The sequence below is a fragment of the Amycolatopsis jiangsuensis genome, from assembly GCF_014204865.1.
GTDB classification, from domain to species: domain Bacteria; phylum Actinomycetota; class Actinomycetes; order Mycobacteriales; family Pseudonocardiaceae; genus Amycolatopsis; species Amycolatopsis jiangsuensis.
On sequence record NZ_JACHMG010000001.1, the window covers coordinates 2,199,405 to 2,215,782 of the forward strand.

14 protein-coding genes are annotated in these 16,378 nt (G+C 71.9%); 1 reads left to right on the forward strand and 13 read right to left on the reverse strand.

The genetic code is table 11. The features are described 5' to 3' along the window. Positions 1–319: 319 nt before the first annotated feature. From BJY18_RS09505 to BJY18_RS09515, 3 genes are read right to left on the reverse strand one after another with little or no spacing between them, the layout of a single operon-like run. Entirely contained in the window at positions 320–1,210 is an 891-nt protein-coding gene (locus BJY18_RS09505; RefSeq protein WP_184779512.1) for an ROK family protein, read from the reverse strand. Beyond that, a complete protein-coding gene (locus BJY18_RS09510; protein ID WP_184779514.1) occupies positions 1,207–4,050 on the reverse strand; it encodes a glycosyl hydrolase 2 galactose-binding domain-containing protein in 2,844 nt (947 codons plus the stop codon). Before BJY18_RS09510 ends, BJY18_RS09505 begins: the two co-directional genes overlap by 4 nt. Next, entirely contained in the window at positions 4,047–5,486 is a 1,440-nt protein-coding gene (locus BJY18_RS09515; RefSeq protein WP_184779516.1) for an APC family permease, read from the reverse strand. Before BJY18_RS09515 ends, BJY18_RS09510 begins: the two co-directional genes overlap by 4 nt. A gap of 334 nt (positions 5,487–5,820) precedes the next feature. Here BJY18_RS09515 and BJY18_RS09520 point away from each other — a divergent pair, with 334 nt between their 5' ends. After that, on the forward strand, positions 5,821–6,894 hold the full coding sequence (locus BJY18_RS09520; protein WP_184779519.1) for a J domain-containing protein: 1,074 nt from the start codon (positions 5,821–5,823) through the stop codon (positions 6,892–6,894). 10 nt (positions 6,895–6,904) lie between these two features. On the opposite strand, the gene BJY18_RS09525 is transcribed toward BJY18_RS09520, so the two are convergent. From BJY18_RS09525 to BJY18_RS09570, 10 genes are all read right to left on the reverse strand, one after another. After that, entirely contained in the window at positions 6,905–7,474 is a 570-nt protein-coding gene (locus tag BJY18_RS09525) for a TetR/AcrR family transcriptional regulator (RefSeq protein ID WP_184779521.1), read from the reverse strand. Between the two features lie 77 nt (positions 7,475–7,551). Further along, positions 7,552–8,337 carry a glycoside hydrolase family 16 protein gene (locus BJY18_RS09530; RefSeq protein ID WP_184779523.1) on the reverse strand — a complete coding sequence of 262 codons (786 nt, stop codon included), beginning with the start codon at positions 8,335–8,337 and terminating at the stop codon, positions 7,552–7,554. A gap of 57 nt (positions 8,338–8,394) precedes the next feature. Beyond that, positions 8,395–8,586, reverse strand: a complete 192-nt coding sequence (locus BJY18_RS09535; protein WP_184779525.1) for a hypothetical protein — start codon at positions 8,584–8,586, stop codon at positions 8,395–8,397. Further along, a complete protein-coding gene (locus tag BJY18_RS09540) occupies positions 8,583–9,131 on the reverse strand; it encodes an acyltransferase (RefSeq protein WP_184779527.1) in 549 nt (182 codons plus the stop codon). Before BJY18_RS09540 ends, BJY18_RS09535 begins: the two co-directional genes overlap by 4 nt. Continuing rightward, positions 9,128–10,174, reverse strand: coding sequence for a polysaccharide pyruvyl transferase family protein (locus BJY18_RS09545; protein WP_184779529.1), 1,047 nt, complete (start codon positions 10,172–10,174; stop codon positions 9,128–9,130). Before BJY18_RS09545 ends, BJY18_RS09540 begins: the two co-directional genes overlap by 4 nt. Beyond that, entirely contained in the window at positions 10,171–11,880 is a 1,710-nt protein-coding gene (locus tag BJY18_RS09550; RefSeq protein ID WP_184779531.1) for a hypothetical protein, read from the reverse strand. The genes BJY18_RS09545 and BJY18_RS09550 overlap by 4 nt, the downstream gene beginning before the upstream one ends. Further along, positions 11,877–13,136 carry a hypothetical protein gene (locus BJY18_RS09555; protein ID WP_184779533.1) on the reverse strand — a complete coding sequence of 420 codons (1,260 nt, stop codon included), beginning with the start codon at positions 13,134–13,136 and terminating at the stop codon, positions 11,877–11,879. Before BJY18_RS09555 ends, BJY18_RS09550 begins: the two co-directional genes overlap by 4 nt. Further along, positions 13,133–13,504, reverse strand: coding sequence for a hypothetical protein (locus BJY18_RS09560; RefSeq protein ID WP_184779535.1), 372 nt, complete (start codon positions 13,502–13,504; stop codon positions 13,133–13,135). Before BJY18_RS09560 ends, BJY18_RS09555 begins: the two co-directional genes overlap by 4 nt. Further along, positions 13,501–15,534, reverse strand: a complete 2,034-nt coding sequence (locus BJY18_RS09565) for a glycosyltransferase family 2 protein (protein ID WP_184779537.1) — start codon at positions 15,532–15,534, stop codon at positions 13,501–13,503. The genes BJY18_RS09560 and BJY18_RS09565 overlap by 4 nt, the downstream gene beginning before the upstream one ends. Continuing rightward, entirely contained in the window at positions 15,531–16,298 is a 768-nt protein-coding gene (locus tag BJY18_RS09570; RefSeq protein WP_184779539.1) for a glycosyltransferase family 2 protein, read from the reverse strand. Before BJY18_RS09570 ends, BJY18_RS09565 begins: the two co-directional genes overlap by 4 nt. Between the last annotated feature and the right edge of the window lie 80 nt (positions 16,299–16,378).

Here is a 16,378-nt window from a genome sequence, read left to right on the forward strand (position 1 = left end):
CGCTCTGCACGTTGTCGCCGCCGGCCACGTCGTTCAGCTGCGCCGCGTGCGCGTACAGGCGGGGCGCGTCGGGGTACTACACCAGTCCGGTGTCCCCGGGATGCTCGGCGCCCTGCGCCGACCGGTGGCGAGCTGCCCGGAGCGAGCTTCCCGAGCCCGGCCCGATCGACACCAGAGCGGGCGGCATGGTCGTGATGCCCGTCTGGCACCTGGTGGCCGAACGGATCTGACCGAGTTCCCCACCGCGGAGCGTCGGAACGGGCTCACCCCGCGGCAACGGCAGGCTGGTTCCGGACGAAGGGCAGGGGCGCACCGGAACTCAGCCCAAAGCGAGGGCGACCGCGCCAAGCAGGGCGGCGTCCTGGTCGAAGCGGGCCGGGACCAGGTCCGGGGGGAACGGCACCGCGGCGGCGAGGCGTTCCCGCAGGGCCGGCAGCAGGACGTCGGCGGAGCGGACGAGTCCGCCGCCCACCGCGATGCGCTCGGGGTCGAAGGCGATGGCCAGGTTCGCCACGTGCATCGACAGCTCGTCCAGTGCCGCGGTGACCAGCTCCTTGGCCTCGGCGTTCTCGCGGGCCAGCGCGAACAGCTCACCGGCGGTGACCGTCCGGCCCAGCGCCTCGCTCGCCCGGCCGCCCAGGCCCCGCCCACCGACCGCCTCCTCCAGCGGCGCCGCACCGCCGGCGAAACCCGCGCAGTCCTGCGGGAACCGCAGGTTGTAGCCGATCTCCCCGGCCGCGCCGTGCGCACCGGTCAGCACCCGGCCGCCGACCAGCACGGCGGCCGCGATCCCGGTGCCCAGCGAGAGGAACACCGCCGGATCGGCCCCGGCCAGCGTGCCCCAGGTACTTTCCGCCAGTGCCGCCGCCTTCGCGTCGGTGCCCACGGTCACCGGGACACCGGGGAATTCCGCCGACACCCGTTCGGCCAGCCGCAGCCGTTCCCACCCGGGCACATTGGGCGCCAGCAGGATCCGGTCCGGCAGCACGATGCCGGGACTGACCACGCCGATCCCGCCGAGCACTGACCGTTCGCCTGCCACCAGCCCTGCCGCCGCGGCGAGGGCACGGCTCACGACCTGCCCGGCCCCGGCCGCCGCGTCGGTGTCCAGCCGTCGGGTCGCCAGCAGCTTCCCGGTGCGGTCGGCCAGCCCCAGCGCGACCTTGGTACCGCCGAAATCGATGCCGAGGATGTGGTCGTCCGCGCTCACCCGTGTGCCCCGCGGGCCGGGGTGACGACCTGGTCGGTGTTCGACCCGCCCACGCTGACCACCGCGGGCGCACCGTGCAGGTCAGCGGACCGGTAGGTCACCGTCAGCGTCTGCGACTGTCCCGGCCACAACGTGATGTCGTTGTCGTCCCAGGTCGCCGCGGCGAGCTGGTTGTCCCCGGCCGCCGGGTGCCCGTCCGCGGTGCCGCGCCGCACGTCCGCGCGCAGGAAGAACGCGACCGCAGGCGTCTTCGATGTGTTCGTGACGGTCACCGTGGTCGCCGTGTCCGCGCCGTCCGGCCCGGCGGCGTCGCGGGTCGAGGTGGTCACGCCGATCCGCGATTCCGGCAGGTCGCGCAGCGCGCTCAGGTCACCGTACTGGCTCAGTGTCGCCTGCGGCTGCTGAAGCGTCTTGTCCCAGTCGACGACGTCCTTCTGTGTCGACAGCCAGTAGACGTTGCGGTCCACGACCTTCCCGCCCTGGCGCACCTGCAGTTCCACGAAGTACACCTGGGCCGGCGCCGGGGCCTTCGTCTCCGCCGGCACCTTCGGCTTCAGCACCCCGGGGTGCACGCCCTGGCTGCCCAGCCCGAGGCCACTCGCGGTCTGATCGTCGAGCACCTTGCCCGCGGTGTCGTAAACCTTCGCCTGCACCGAAAGCCCGGACTGCGTGGCCGCGCCGAGATTGTCCAGGGTGACCGTGCCGGTGTCGTAGGCATACAGTGCATGCAGCGGATGATTCGCCTTCTTCGCACCGAAGAACGCACCCGGCTGGTCGCCGTCGTCGTTGTAGAGCGACCACAGCAGCGTCGGCCAGCCCTTGTTCAGCATCCAGTACACGACCCCGGTGGACGGATTGTCGCGGTCGGTGGAATGCGCCAGGAACGATTCGAACTGCGACCGGGTGTTCTCGTAGTTGGCGATCTGGGCGGACTGCACGTAGGACTCCAGCGAATCCCAGGCACCGTATCGCTTCTCGATCGACTGGTCCAAAGTGTACAGAGTTCCGAAGGCGTATCCGCCGTGGCCGGGCTCGAAATTGGCGTGGTACTGGTTGTAGGCCGGGTCCTGCCACAGCTTCGCCCGTTCCTCCGGCGAGAGGAACCGGTTGAGCGAATCGAGCGTGGCCACGGTGTGTCCCGCGCTCTGCTCGCTCGCGAATCCCCACGAACCGCCGGCATTGGTCCGGCTGCTGTCGCTGGGATCGAAGTGCGTCGTGTCGTACCAGTAGGACGGCGGGACCCAGTCGTAGGGACCTTCCTTTTCCCCGGAATTGCCGAGGGTCGGGGTGCTCTTGTACTCCGCGGACGCGACGATCTCGACGTCGAAATCGGCGTCACGGAAGGCTTCCAGCGTCTCGCTTTCCTGCCGGGGCACCGGCTCGTTGTCGCTCCAGCCGTAGGTGAACACACTCGGGTGGTGGCGTTCGGCCCGCCCGATCGCGGAGGCCGAATCGTGCAAGATCCGGTAATCCCGTTCGGTCAGTGTGTCCGGCTTTTCCGGCTGCCAGGCGTCACAGCACAGGAACCCGCCCATCACCAGCAGCCCCGCCCGGTCGGCCTGCTCGTAGAAGTCCTGCGGCATGTCGTGGCCCTCGAGCCGCACGCCGTTGAGTCCCAGGTTCTTGATCAGCGCGATCTGGTGCGCGGTGTCGGCCTTGTCGTAGCGCAGGAAGAGATCCGGTGCGAACCCGCCACCGCGGAAGACGAAGTCCCTGCCGTTGACCGAGAACTGCCGCGCCCCCTCGGGCAGCTGCTCGGACTTCCCGACCAGCCGCGAGGAAATCGTGCGAATTCCGAAAGTGTCCGAAGTGGACGAGGAGACGGCTCCGCCTTGGGCCACCGCGGTGCGCAGGGTGTACAGCGGCTGCTTGCCCATCGAGTAGGGCCACCACACCTGCGGGTCGCGGATCTTGAGTGACGGGAACTTCGCGGGCGTGAAGGACACCGTCAGCTTCTGGCGCGCGGGCACGGTGACCCGCTGCGTGATCGAGACCGGCGCACCTGCCCCGGGCGGGGTGACTGTGGCCGACACGTCACCGGTCTGCGCGGTATCGGCGTTGTTGGTCACGTCCGTCTTCACCGTCAGCGAGGACGTGGACAGATCAGCCGCGTTGTCCTGCACGACGTGTGCGTTGTCGCCGGTGAGTGTGTCGGACAACTGCAGGGTGGGCGGGTACTGGATGCCGGTGTTGTTGTCCGGCGGGATCTGCCCCCAGTCGACGCCGTCGACGGTGTACATGCTCGTCGGATCGTTCGGATACACCTTGACCGCCAGGCTGTTCCTGCCAGGACGCAGGAGCTTCGTGACGTCGAAAGTGTGTGCGGCGAACGCGCCGCTCACCAGGTCACGGCCGGCGACCTGGGTGCCGTTGACCCACACGTCGCCCTCGCCGACGATGCCCGGGATGGTCAGCTTCGCGTTCTTCCCCTGCCGGAACCCCGGATTGAAGTCGGTGCGGTACCACCACGGGTCGGAGAACGGCTTGGTGGTCACCGGGCCGAGCTTGTCGACGTATCCGAAGCACTTGCGCATGGTGTCGGAGTAGAAGACGTCCGGGCACCGGCCGTTCTGCAGCAGCGCGGTGATCTCGGTGCCCGGTGCGCCGGCGTCGTCCGGTTTCACCGGCAGCCAGCCGGACGTCGAGTAGCCCGGCTGCGACACCTTCTCACCGCCGTCGGGGACCTTCGCCGTGGTCAGCACCTGCCAGCCGGCCCGGCCCACGACGGACTTCCCGTGCGGCTGCGAGGGCAGCGCCGGGGCCTGCGCGGACGCCGGTGCGCTCAGCACGCCCGGCAGCAGGACCAGCGCGGCGATTCCGGCGATCAGCGGTTTCCTCATGCCCGGCGCCCTTCGGCCGGCGAGACGAACGCCTCGCGGATTTCCTTCGGCCCGAACGGCCAGGTCTTTTCCGCCGCCGCGTACACGAGGAATGCGACGACGCCGAGCAGGATCCACGCCACCGAAAGCAGAATCGAGAGCGTCGTGGCGGAGACGTAGATGTAGACCCAGCCGGCGAGCGCGATGAGCGTCGGCACCGGGTAGAGCCACTGCCGGTACGGGCGCCGCAGGCCCGGCTGCCGCCTGCGCAGCACCCAGATCGCGGCGACCTGCGCCAGCGACTGGATGATCACGAGTACGGTGACCGCCGCGTTGATCACGTCGGTCAGGGTGAACAGCGAGCCGATCGCCGTGATCACGCCCATCGCGAGCACACCGGCGGTGGGCATGTTCAGCTTCGGGTGCAGTTTCGCGAACATCGGGAGGAACACCTTGTCGCGCGCGGCCTCGAACGGCACCCGCGATCCGCCGAGCAGACCGGCGAAGACCGAGCCGATCGCGGCCACCACGATGAACACGGTCACCACCTTCGCCACCACCGAGCCCCACGCCTGCTCGAGCACCGTGGAGGCCACCGACGTCGCGGTTTTCAGCTGCTCCAGCGGAATCGAGCCGAGCACGCCCACCTGCAGCAGGAAGTACAGCGTCATGATGCCGAGGATCGAGAAGACGATCGACCGCGGGATGGTGCGGCCAGGGGACCGCACCTCCCCGCCGAGGTAGGCGGAGGTGTTGTAGCCGAGGTAGTCGTAGATCGCGATCACCAGCCCGGCGCCGAGGCCGCCCCAGAACGCGCCGCCGGCACCGAACGCGCCGGGCGTGAACCCGAAGGCCTGGCCGCCGTCGAAGTGGCTGAACGCCGCGACGACCACGGTCAGCACGGCGGCGAGCATGATCACGAACAGCGCGGTGGTGAGCCTGCCGATCTGCCCGATCCGGCGGAACAGCGCGAGCACCACCAGCGCCACCACGACCACGCCGATGACCTTGCCCAGCGGCGTGACCCCGTCGTCGCCCGCCACCCCCGGGATCAGGTAACCGAGGTACTGGACGAGGCCGATGATGCCGCTGGACATGATCAGCGGGATGAACAGCACCGCGCTCCACACGAACAGGAACGGCATCAGCCGCCCGGTCCGGTACTGGAACGCCTCGCGCAGGTAGATGTAGGTGCCGCCGGCGCCGGGCAGCGCCGCGCCGAGCTCGGCCCACACCAGCCCGTCGGCCAGCGCGATGAGCGCGCCGACGATCCAGCCGAACATCGCCTGCGGGCCGCCCATCGTCGCGACCATCGCGGGGATCGTGACGAACGGGCCGATCCCGCACATCTGCGTCATGTTGATCGCGGTCGCCTGCAGCGGCCCGATGCGCCGCTCGAGGCCGGTCCGCGGAAGCTCCGCCGTGGCGGAGTCCCCGGGGCGGATGGATGAGCTCACGTCGCGCCTCCGTCCAGTAGTTAGTAAAGGTTCTTAACATAGAACGCACCGGAGCGGAAGGGCCGTGAAGGCCCCGGTGAGGACGGAGGGCGGGAGCGGAGGGCGACTGCGGCGGGGCCGGGGCGGAGGGCGATCGCGGCGCGGGCGGCACGACACGGGGGCACGGCACGCCCGGCACGGCGCGGGCGGGCACGGCACGGCACGGCACGGCACGGCACGGCACGGCGAGGGCGCTACCAGAGTTCACTCCGGCGCGCGGCGGAGGTGGGTGGCGGGCCGGTTCGGCGACCCCATATCGTTGCGCGGGCAGGCTTGGCGGAGGTGGAACGCGATCGTGCCGGACTACTACGCGGTGCTCGGCGTGGGGAAGACGGCGTCGGCCACGGAGATCAAGGCCGCCTACCGCAGGCTGGCCAAGGCGCGGCATCCGGACGCCGGCGGCAGTGTCGGCACGTTCCAGCTGCTGCACGAGGCCTACGACACCCTCGGCGATCCGGTCCGCCGCGCGCGGTACGACTCGGCCGCGGTCACCGTGCCACGGCCACGGCCGCGGCGGCGGTTCGGCGAGGAACCCGGGTACGTTCCGGAGCCGCCGGGGCTGGACCCCGAGGACCTGGCCTGGTGGGCGTTCGGCGGTGCGGACCGGCGGATGCGCCACGGCCGGCGGCGCGCGCCGGGGCACACCCCGGTCGTGGCCGCGGTCGCCGGGCTGGTCCTGGTGCTGCTGCCGCTGCTGGCGGGGCTGGAGTTCACCCCTCCGGTGCTGATCGTGTGGCTGACGCTGACCGCGGGCACCGCGGTGCTGGTGCAGCGGCTGGCCCGTGGCTTCCTCGGCGCCCGCCGTGCCCGGCAGAAGTTCGCCGAGGAGTTCGGCGGCGCCGCGGTGTTCGGCAGCCCCGGTACCGAGGCCGACGAGCTGGCCGAACGGCTCACCGCGGACCTGCTGCAGCGCTACCTGACCCGGCTGCCCGGCGCCCGCGTCTTCCACGGCCTGTCCTGGCCGGGGTCGGTGTTCGCGGACGTGGACCACGCGGTGCTGTGCGGGCGGCGGCTGGTGCTGGTCGAATCGAAGCAGTGGCTGCCAGGGCACTACGAGACCACGCGCGACGGACGGCTGCTGCGCAACGGGCGGCCGTTCCGCGGCGGCGGCAGCCGGCTCGCGGAAAGCCTCGAGCGCTACCGCGACCTGCTGCCCGGTGTGGCGGTGCGCGGCGCGATGATCCTCTACCCCAGCCGCGACGGCGGCCTGACCACGGCCGAGCCGGACGGCGAACCCGCCCCGCCCATGACACCCGAGCTGTTCCTGCACGAGATCGGCGGCTGGCTCGCCGCCGAACCGTCCACTGTGGACCACCACGCGCTGCGGACACTGCGGGACCGGGTGACCGGCACCGGCCGGGCGGCCTGAGCCGGAAGGCTCACCGCGGTCGGCGCAGCCCGTCCAGCACGAGGGTGATGACACCGTCGGCCTCGGCCCGCCAGCCGGGGCGGTCGTGGGCCGCGCCGATCCCGTGCAGCACCATCATCACGGCACCGGCTCCGACGTCGTCGCGGACAGCTCCCTCCCGCACGGCGGCGGCCACCAACTCGGTGACGGCCTGCTCCAGCGCGCGACTGCCGTCGTCACGCGCACCCGAGCCGTGGGCCATGAGCGTCGCCAACGTCCGGGCGAGGCCCTGGTGGGCGTCGATGTGCTCGACCATTTCACGCAGGAAGTTCGTCAAGGCCTCGTCAGCGGGTGCGGTCGCCCGCAGCAGACGGGCACGCTCGCACAGTGCGTCGATCTCGCCCTGGTAGACCGCCTCGGCCAGCGCCTCCCGGGTGGGGAAATGGCGATACAGCGTGCCGACGCCCACGCCGGCCAGGCCGGCGAAATCGTCGAAGCGCAGGTCGAAGAACTTCCCGGCGTCGAAGACCTCCCGGGCCTTGACGAGCAGGGCCTCGCGATTGCGCCGGGCATCGGCACGCAGCGGCTTGGCGGCGTTCATGCGGTACCTCGCGGTGACAGGCGGAGACTACCGAGTGGAGATTACCTCCGCTTGAGCCGCGGTCCGCCGGGCGCCGCTCATTCGTACATCCGGACCCAGTCGACGTGCGTGGTGACCTGGTCCGGGGTCGACTCGTCCGGCGCAGGGATCCAGCCGGGCGCGCCGAACGGGCCGGGTTCCTGCTGGATGACCAGGTGCATCGGATTCTTCGGGATGCCAGGGTTCTTCGTGCTGTAGCGGGTGTCGTACACGGTCTGTCCGTCGATCGAGTACTTGACGAACCCGGGCTGCCAGTCCACGGCGTAGGTGTGCCACTGCGTGTAGTCGCCCCAGAGTTTGCCGCTGTCGCGCTGGCCGTTCGGCAGCGAACCCCAGTGCACGGAGGCGAGCGCGGTGTTGCGTTCCGGCCGGGCGCTTTCCACCATGTCCAGCTCGCCGTCCTCGGGCCAGTGGTTCGACTGCGGCCACAGCAGCATCGCGACGCCGTAGCCCTTGCCCGCGTCGAACCGGGCACGGACCATCCAGAGCCCGTAGGCCTGGTCACCGGCCCCGCGGCACCAGCAGAGCGCGCCGGAGCGATTTCCCTTGCCGGACGGGTCCTTGCCGTGCCCGTTGATCCGCAGTTCTCCGCCGCCGACGCCGATCTCGTCCGGGGTCCACTGCGAGATGCCGTTGGAGGACTTCGCGTCGTAGGGCGACCACTTCGACGTGTCGAGCCGGTTTCCGGTGAACTCGTCCTGGGCGACCAGCTTGCGAGCGTGCGTGTCCGGCTCCCGGTCTTCCGCCCCCGCCGCACCGATCTGCGCGCCGAGCAGGAGCCCGGCCACGGCGGCCACGGCGGCACGCCTCGTCCGGTTCGTCATCCGTCTCCTCCTCTGGAACTCGCTCCTCTGGAACCGGCCCGGCCAGAACCAGCTCGTCTAGAACTCCGCGAGCACCCTCGCCACGAGTACCGCGACCAGCGCCACCACGACCACCGCGGCGGCGATGTCCATCCGGCGCAGCACCGGTTTCCCGGCGCTGCCCTGCTCGGCGACCACGGTCCGGGTCAGCACCAGTGCCAGCAGCGCCACGAACGCCACGGCCGCCGTCCATTCCAGCCCGCCGATCACGGCGCACCCACCGGGGCGGCGGAGCGCACCAGCCGGGCCGGCACCCCGGCGTACAGACCCGGTTCGGGACAGTCCCTCGTGACGACCGCGCCGGCGGCGAGCACCACGTCGTCCGCGATCCGCACCCCGGGCAGCACCGTCACCCTGGCTCCGGTCCACACCCGGTCGCCGATGCGCACCGGCCGCCCGACCGGACGCCGCGAGACCTCGCCGCCTGCCGCTTCGTGGTGCGACGTGACGACCATGGTCTGCATGCCCAGCTGGCAGTCCCTGCCGATGGAGACCTCCGCGACCAGCTCGAAGAAACACCCGGTGTTGACGAACGTGCCGGTCCCGACGTCCAGGTTGCCCGGCCGGCCCGCGATCTGCAGCCCGGGGAACACGTTCGGCGTACGCACGGCCATCCCGCACGCCCGGTACAGCGCCCACCGCAGCGGCCGCGGGGTGAACGTGCTCGCCGCGACGACGTTCAGCAGCGCCCGCCGGGTCAGGAATCCGAGCTCCACCCGCAGTTCCCGCAGCAGCCGCCCGGCCAGCCCGCTCATCGCGCACCCACCGCGGCGCCCGCGCGGATCCGGTCCAGTTCGGTGTGCAGCCGGCCGCGCAGGTCCTCGACCCGGCCCCGCACCCGCTGTGACTGCGCGTCCCGCTCGCCGGCGAGTGCGTCGACGTGGCCGCGCAACCGGCCCGCGGTCACCACGTCCGTGCGCACCGACGCGTCGTCCGCGCCGATCGAGGCGAGGAAGTCCGCGCATTTGGGCTGGTACTCCAAGCCCACGAGCGGCACCGCGGCGACCGCGCCCAGGACGAGCGCGTGCAGCCGTTCCGCGACCAGCACCGTGCAGTCTCCCACCGCGGCCAGGTAGTCCGGCACGGTCAGGGTCGTGCGGATCTCTCCGTCCACACCGGACCGGTGCAGCGCGGCGCGGGCGAGCGGCTCGTCCTTCGGGTTGATCACGAGGAACCGCGCTCGCCACCCGTCGGCCGCGGCGCCTCGGACGAGGTCCGCGACGGCGTCGACGACCCGCTCGTGGTCGTGCCCCCACAGGTCGTCGCCGAACCCGAGGTTCAGTCCGAGGAGACGGTCCCGCGGGGTGACCGCGGCGGCTTCGTGCAGCAGGGCGGGATCGCCCACGACCTCCGCGGGCACGCCGGCGTCGGCCAGCAGCGCGGCCGAACGCGGACCGCGGACGGTGACCCGCTCGAACCGTTCCAGCAGCCGGGGCCAGCGCCCGAGCTCTCCGCCGCCGGAGAAGGAGTTCCGGCCCTGGAAAGCGGGATCCTCGACGCCGATGCCGATCAGGTGCCACGGCCTGCGCCGCGCCAGCACGAGCCCGGTCGCGGTGAGCAGCAGCCGCCAGTTGCGCCGTCCGACGACCGTGCCGCCGCCGACGAGAACCGCTCGCGCGCCCGAACCGCGGATTCCGCCGTCGAAGGCGCGGCGGGCGAACGCGGCCGGATCGTGCGGCACGTGCCAAGACTCGACGCCGGTCAGCCGCGGCAGGAGCGCGTCGGCGATCGCGTCGTCACCGAGATTGCCCTGCCCGGTCCAGCCGACGTAGAGCAGCCGGGCGGGTGAAGTGGTCATCGGGTACCTCCGGATCGGTGGACGAGCAGCACGGAATCGCCGATCCGCAGCTGTTCGCGGTAGGCGCCGGACGAGACGAGCTCGGTGTCGACCTGCCGCGTCCAGCCCGCGGGCAGGCCGAGCAGGGTCACCCCGTAGTTGTCCTGCGCGCGGTTGAGCACCAGGAAGTCGGGGCCGACGCGGCGAACGCAGGAGCCCGCGGCCGGGCCGGGTTCGCAGGTGCGTTCGAGCGAGCCCTGTTTGACCTCACCGACGCGGGACCAGTCCAGCGGGGCGTAGGCGGTCAGCAGTGCGATCCGTTGACCCGGCCGGGCGAGCCGGTAGGCCTCGGCGACGACCGCGCGGTCGGAAGCACGGAAGGCCACGTAGCTGTCGTTTCCGCCGCGGGCGCCGACCAGCACCACCGACGCGGCCCCGAGCACCACGACCACCACCGCGGTCGCCAGCTTGCGCGCACGCGTCGAGCGCAGCCACCGGTCCAGTGCCGCGCCGCCCAGCGTGCACAGCAGCGGCAGCGAATACAGGTAGGACCGCAGCAGCATTTCCCCGCCGTAGGACTGGAGCGCGACCAGCCCGGCCGGAACCACCGCGGCCACGCCGAGCGCGATCGGGCGGCCCCGCGGGGTCCGCAGCCCCCACCATCCGGCCGCGGCGAGCACACCGAGCAGCCCGACCAGGCCGAACCGGAACCCGAGCACGGTGATCCGGCCGGGATCACCGGCCACCCGGGCCTGCACGTTCTCCTGCACCGCCCCGGAGAGGTCGCCGATCCCGCCGGTGAGCACGTGCAGGTGCCCCACCCAGTAGTCGCCCGCGCCGAGCACCAGCCAGGTCAGCGGCGTGAGGATCGCGACCGCCAGCAGCCACGGCACCCGCAGCTTCCGCGTCACGGTGAGCACGGCCAGGATCGCGGCGAAGGCGAACGGCGTGACCTGGTGCGCGGGGGCGAGCGCGAGCAGCAGCAGGACCAGCCCGAACGACGCGACGATCCGGCTTCGCGGCGGAACGTCCCCGCACAGCCACCGCAACACCAGCGCGAGCGCACCGAGGTAGAGCAGGAAAGCCAGGCCCTGCGGGGAGAAGTAGTCCTGTTCGACCCAGTTGACGCACAGGAAGAGCCAGGCCGCGAGCCAGGGCACCCGGCCACGGCCGAGCACCGCGGTGGCGACCGCGTGCACGCCGATCGCGGCGAGGCCGGTCAGCACCGGTGGCGCCCACGCCAGCAGTGCTTCCGGGTTCCCGATCCCGGACAGGTCGGTCAGCCAGGCCACCACGGCGAAGAACGCGGGCCAGGAGAACCGGGCGTCGAAGTTGTGCAGCACCTCGCCGTGCGTGCCGATGTAGTCGGCCCAGCCGGCGTGCAGCCAGGAGACCGGCAGCCGGGCGACCGGCTCGGTGATCGTGGGCAGGCCGTACATTCCCACCACGGCCAGCACGGTCATCAGGAGCAGCAGCCACGCCCGTCGCCGCTGCGCGCGGACTTCGACGACGAACGCGGCCGACAGCAGCACGAACGCCGCCAGCACCGCGGGATTCAGCGCGGCGATCAGGCCGATCGACCCGAGTTCGCTGGGATCGACCGGAGCCAGGAACAGCACGTACAGCACCACGGCCACAACGCACAGCAGCGGCGACAGCCACCGCCACCGGTGCGGTGCCGGCCCGGCCGCGACCGTCGGTTCCGGCCTGGTGAGCAGCAGGCTCATCGCACCACCCCGCGCATCCGCCGGATCAGCCCCGGCAGCACCGTCCCGGCGACCGCGATCTGCGCCAGCGTGAATCCGAGTGCCGGACCGGCGATCCCCACAGCGGACGGGAGCAGGACCACCCCGGCCACCACGAGCACCGTCCCGGACAACTGGATCCGTGCCGCGCCGAGACCGTTGCCGTCCATCAGTTTCGTCGCGACGCCGAGTGCGACGACGGTGCGCGCCACGATCCCGACGAGCACGACGCGGAGCGCGGTCGTGCCTTCGCCGGCGTAGGCCGGCCCGAACAGGCCGAGCAGCACCGGCGCCAGCAGCAACCCGCCCACCGCACCGGCGCCGACCAGTAAGGAAAGCCGGGTGGCGACCGCGCGCAGGATCGCCGGGCGTTCCGCCGGGTCTCCCGAACCCCGCAGGACCATCGAGTTCACGAACCCGTTCAGCGCGTAGTCGGTGGCGGTGAGGCCGTTCCACACCACGAAGAAGACCGCGCCGCTGGCCGGGCCGAACCGGGCGGTGACGATCAGTGGGACGACGTTGTACAGCACGGTGGTGCCGATCGTGGCCAAGTACGTCGGCCCGAGGAAGGACACCACCGTACGGCCCGAAGGCAACTCGGCCCGCGGCGACTCGTCCCGTTTCCGCCGTGCCTGCAGGAAAACGAGCACACTGGCCAGCGCCGTGCAGACCACCGTCGGACCGACCCAGGAGGTGAGCACGCCGAGTGAGCCGAGCGCCGCGCCCAGCACCGGCAGCACCGCGACGCGCACGAGCCCGAACGCGCCGTTGAACAGCGGCACCCACCAGACCCGGCCCAGCGCGGCGAGCACGTAGTCCTGCAGCTGGAACATCGCCCAGCAGACACTCGCCAGCACGAACAACGCGGCCAGCGGGCCGGGGGCCGCCTGGCGGCCGACCGGAAGCAGCACGAACACGAGCCCGCCAACCGCCGCCGCCACGGCGACCACGAGGTAGCCGCGGCCGACCAGACCGGCGGTGCGCCCGCCCGCGCCGGGCAGCCAGCGCAACAGCCCGAGGCCGACGTTGAGCTGCGCGATGCCCGCGATCAGCACGAACCCGGACACGAAAGCGGACGCACGTCCGACCGCCTCCGGGGGCAGCGCTCCTGCCGCGACCACCCAGCAGACCAGTCCGGCCACGCCGGTGATCACCGCGCTCAGCGACAGCGCGGTCCCCGTTCCGAGGGCGCGCCGGACGCCGCCGGAGGCCGCGGGTGCGGTAGCCGAACTCGTCACCGGCCACCTCCCCGGGAAAGCATGGAAAGCGCCGGACGGCGCGCCGTGGCCAGGTGGACGACGAGCAGGACCCCGCACACCCCGAGCACCGCGGCCGAGGCCACCGCGGGTTGCCACTGCGTCAGCAGCATCAGCTCCCCGCCGAGCAGGTCCAGCGCGACGCTGGTCGCGAGCACCAGAGCCCAGGTCAGCGAGGACGTACCCGGCCGGAAGAAGGCGACCACGGACCAGCCGGGGACGGCGAGGAAGAACAGGAGCGTGACGCACAGCCGGACCGGCCCGGTCAGGCCGGTCACCGCCAGCGCCGCGGTGACCAGGGTGAGCACCAGCAGCGCGGCACTCACCGCGATCGTGGTTCGGGGGGTCACCGGGCGCGCTCCCGCAGCAAAGCCAGCGGAGCGGAGACGGTGCCCTTCAGCTGCTCGATGACCAGCCGGCGCGGCACGCCGGCGGACTCCGTGCTCTGCTCGGATTTCCGGCCCAGCAACCGGGGCAGCCCGCGGGGCACGGCGAGGGCCAGCTCGCGAAGGCCGCCAGGGCGGGCGGCGTGGAGGAGATACATGGCCGCGAGCCCGGTGCCGTATCCACGCAGCTGCCGGAGCAGTTCCTCTTCGGTGCCACGGTGTTCGTGCCGCACCACGGCGTGCGGGGTGTACACCACGCGCTTGCCGGAGCCGACCAGCCGGAGGTAGAGGTCGAGATCTTCCCCGGACTTCGTGCGCCTGCCGGGGCCAAGCCGTTCGTCGAACCCACCGAGTGCCAGGAAATCCTCGCGGCGCCAGGCCATGTTGTTGCCCGAGCCGAACCGCCCTGGCGACTGCAGCCGGTGCGCGTCCGCGGTGAACGCCTGCCGCCGGTAGCCCTTGCCGAATCCGCCGAACGCCTCGAACCACACCTGCGCTGGCGTGTCCAGCCGCAGCGGGGCGACGAGCCCGGTGACGCACGGGGTGTCCGGCTGCGCCAGCTCCGCGGCCAGTTCGGCGAGCCAGCCCCGGTCCACCACTGTGTCGTCGTCGGTGAAGGCCAGCACGGTGCCGGTCGCCGCCTGTGCGCCCCGGTTGCGGGCCCGGCCGGCCCCCGGCACCGGTTCGTGCAGCAGCCGGATCCGCTCGTCGGTGGTGGCCAGTTCCCGCAGCGGACCGCGCGGCCCGTCGGCGACGTTGTCCACCACCAGAATCTCCAGGTCCGGATAACCGGTGGCCAGCACGCTGTGCACGCACCGCCGGACGTCGTCGGGCCGGCCCGCGGTCGCGAGCACCACGCTGACCCGGGGCAGCCGCTCCGGCCGCGGTGGCCGGTCCGCGGACAGCTCGGCCAGCCGCTCACGCAGTCCGGCGGCGTCCTCGGGACGGCGTACCGAACCGAGCACCACCTCACCGGCCCGCACGAGCGCCGCGGCCTCACCCGGCCAGTCCACTTCGGACCCGCCGGCCAGGTCCACTGTGTGCACCGGGATCGGGGACGGCTGCGTTTCGTTCTCACCGCGGCGAAGCCGGCCCCTCACGTATCCGGCCCCGGCAGCTGCGGTGGCGACGAAGATTCCTCTGGCACCGGCGAGATTCCCCCGCCGCAGTTCGCGCAGAACTGCTTTCGGCAGTACCGCACGCAGGTACGAGCGCTCCGTCTCCAGTGCGTCCTGTTCACCCACGAGCCGGGAGACCGCCGCCTTCGAGATCCCTTCCGCCCAGCTGCGATGCCGGATGTACTCGCGCGCGGTGCGGCCGCGGGTGACCCGGTGCCGCACCGTCGCGGCCGGCTCCAGGACCACCTTCGCGCCCGGTACCCGCTGCCGCAGCCGGATGCACAGTTCGGTCTCCTCGCACCCCAGCGGAAGTGCCGCGGTCCGTCCCACACTCTCGGTGAACCCGCCGAGGGCCTCGAGGTGTTTGCGGCGGAACGACATCGCGCAGCCCATCAGATTCCGCACCTCGGCGCGGCTTTCCGGCTGCCCGGTGTACCCGCAGCCGACGATCCAGTAGAGCTCCGGCGGAAGCCACCGCGGCGGCGCGTCATCCGGCCACGCCGGGATCGCCCGCCCGCCGACCGCGGCGACGGCCGGATCCGCGTAGGGCGCCAGCATTTCCTCCAGCCACCAGGAATCGGCCGCGGCGTCGTCGTCGAGGAAAGCCACGATCTCCCCCACCGCGGCCCGGTACCCGGTGTTGCGCGCCCCGGAAAGCCCGGCCCTGCGGTGGTTTTCCAGTACCCGCACGCCCGGCGCCTCGAAGGCTTCGGCAGCCCGCCGCAGCAGCGCCGGATTGTGGTCCACCACCACGACCAGCTCGGCCGGCGGGAGGGTCTGGCCGCCCACCGACTTCACCGCCTCCACGAGGTCGTCCCAGCGGTCCTCGGTGTAGCAGCAGAGCACCACCGACGCCGCGTGCCGTGCTCCGGTCATGGGCGCACCACACGGTCCACACCGGACACCGCGGCCTCGCCACGGCGGCGCTTGCGCCGGGACCGCGCCGTTTCGCGGAAAATCACCCGCAGGACCCGCAGCCCGTCGCGGAAGGTGTCGAGGTTGCTGGTTCCGTAGATCCGGTCGCGCTCGAAGCTCGGCACCTCGGCGATCTTCAGCCCGGCGAGCGCGACGCGGCAGTTGATCAGCGTCTCGACCTCGAACCCGTCCCCCCAGCGCGGCTCCGTGCCGGCGGGCTCCGGAAGCCCGAGCGAGGGAACCACATCGGCCCAGAACGCGTTGTAGCCATAGCACAGGTCGGTGAACCTGGTGCGCAGCAGCAGATTCGTCAGTCCACTGAGGACAGCGTTGCCGGCGCGGCGCAGCAGCGTGATGTCGTCGCTGCCACCGCCGGCCGTGAACCGGGTGCCTTTGGCGAAGTCCGCGCCGGCCACCAGGGTTTCCACGAACGCCGGGATCTCCTCCGGTGCCGCGGACCCGTCCGCGTCCACCATGATCACGATGTCGCCGGTCACCCGTTCGAACCCGCAGGCGAGCGCGTTGCCCTTGCCGCGCCGGGTCTGGGTGAGCACGTCGGCTTCCGGCAGGAACCGCCGGGCGACCGCGACCGAATCGTCGGCCGAATTGCCGTCCACGACGATGATCTGGTGCACCGGCGGCAGGGCCGGCAGCACCACCTCGAGGTTTCTCGCCTCGTTGAGCACGGGTATGACCAGGGTGATGCGGGGATCGGGAGTACGCATGGCCACCTTTCACGGGTGTCGGAACGGCGCCGCGGCGCGCGTGCTGGCATCGGAAAGCGGGCGGAATCGGATGGCGGCGG

Excerpts from the sequence above, each read along its gene's own strand:
- BJY18_RS09510 (WP_184779514.1), bottom strand. The coding sequence starts at position 4,050 with ATGAGGAAACCGCTGATCGCCGGAATCGCCGCGCTGGTCCTGCTGCCG.
- BJY18_RS09570 (WP_184779539.1), bottom strand. The coding sequence starts at position 16,298 with ATGCGTACTCCCGATCCCCGCATCACCCTGGTCATACCCGTGCTCAAC.
- BJY18_RS09565 (WP_184779537.1), bottom strand. The coding sequence starts at position 15,534 with ATGACCGGAGCACGGCACGCGGCGTCGGTGGTGCTCTGCTGCTACACC.
- BJY18_RS09540 (WP_184779527.1), bottom strand. The coding sequence starts at position 9,131 with ATGAGCGGGCTGGCCGGGCGGCTGCTGCGGGAACTGCGGGTGGAGCTC.
- BJY18_RS09550 (WP_184779531.1), bottom strand. The coding sequence starts at position 11,880 with ATGAGCCTGCTGCTCACCAGGCCGGAACCGACGGTCGCGGCCGGGCCG.
- BJY18_RS09545 (WP_184779529.1), bottom strand. The coding sequence starts at position 10,174 with ATGACCACTTCACCCGCCCGGCTGCTCTACGTCGGCTGGACCGGGCAG.
- BJY18_RS09525 (WP_184779521.1), bottom strand. The coding sequence starts at position 7,474 with ATGAACGCCGCCAAGCCGCTGCGTGCCGATGCCCGGCGCAATCGCGAG.
- BJY18_RS09530 (WP_184779523.1), bottom strand. The coding sequence starts at position 8,337 with ATGACGAACCGGACGAGGCGTGCCGCCGTGGCCGCCGTGGCCGGGCTC.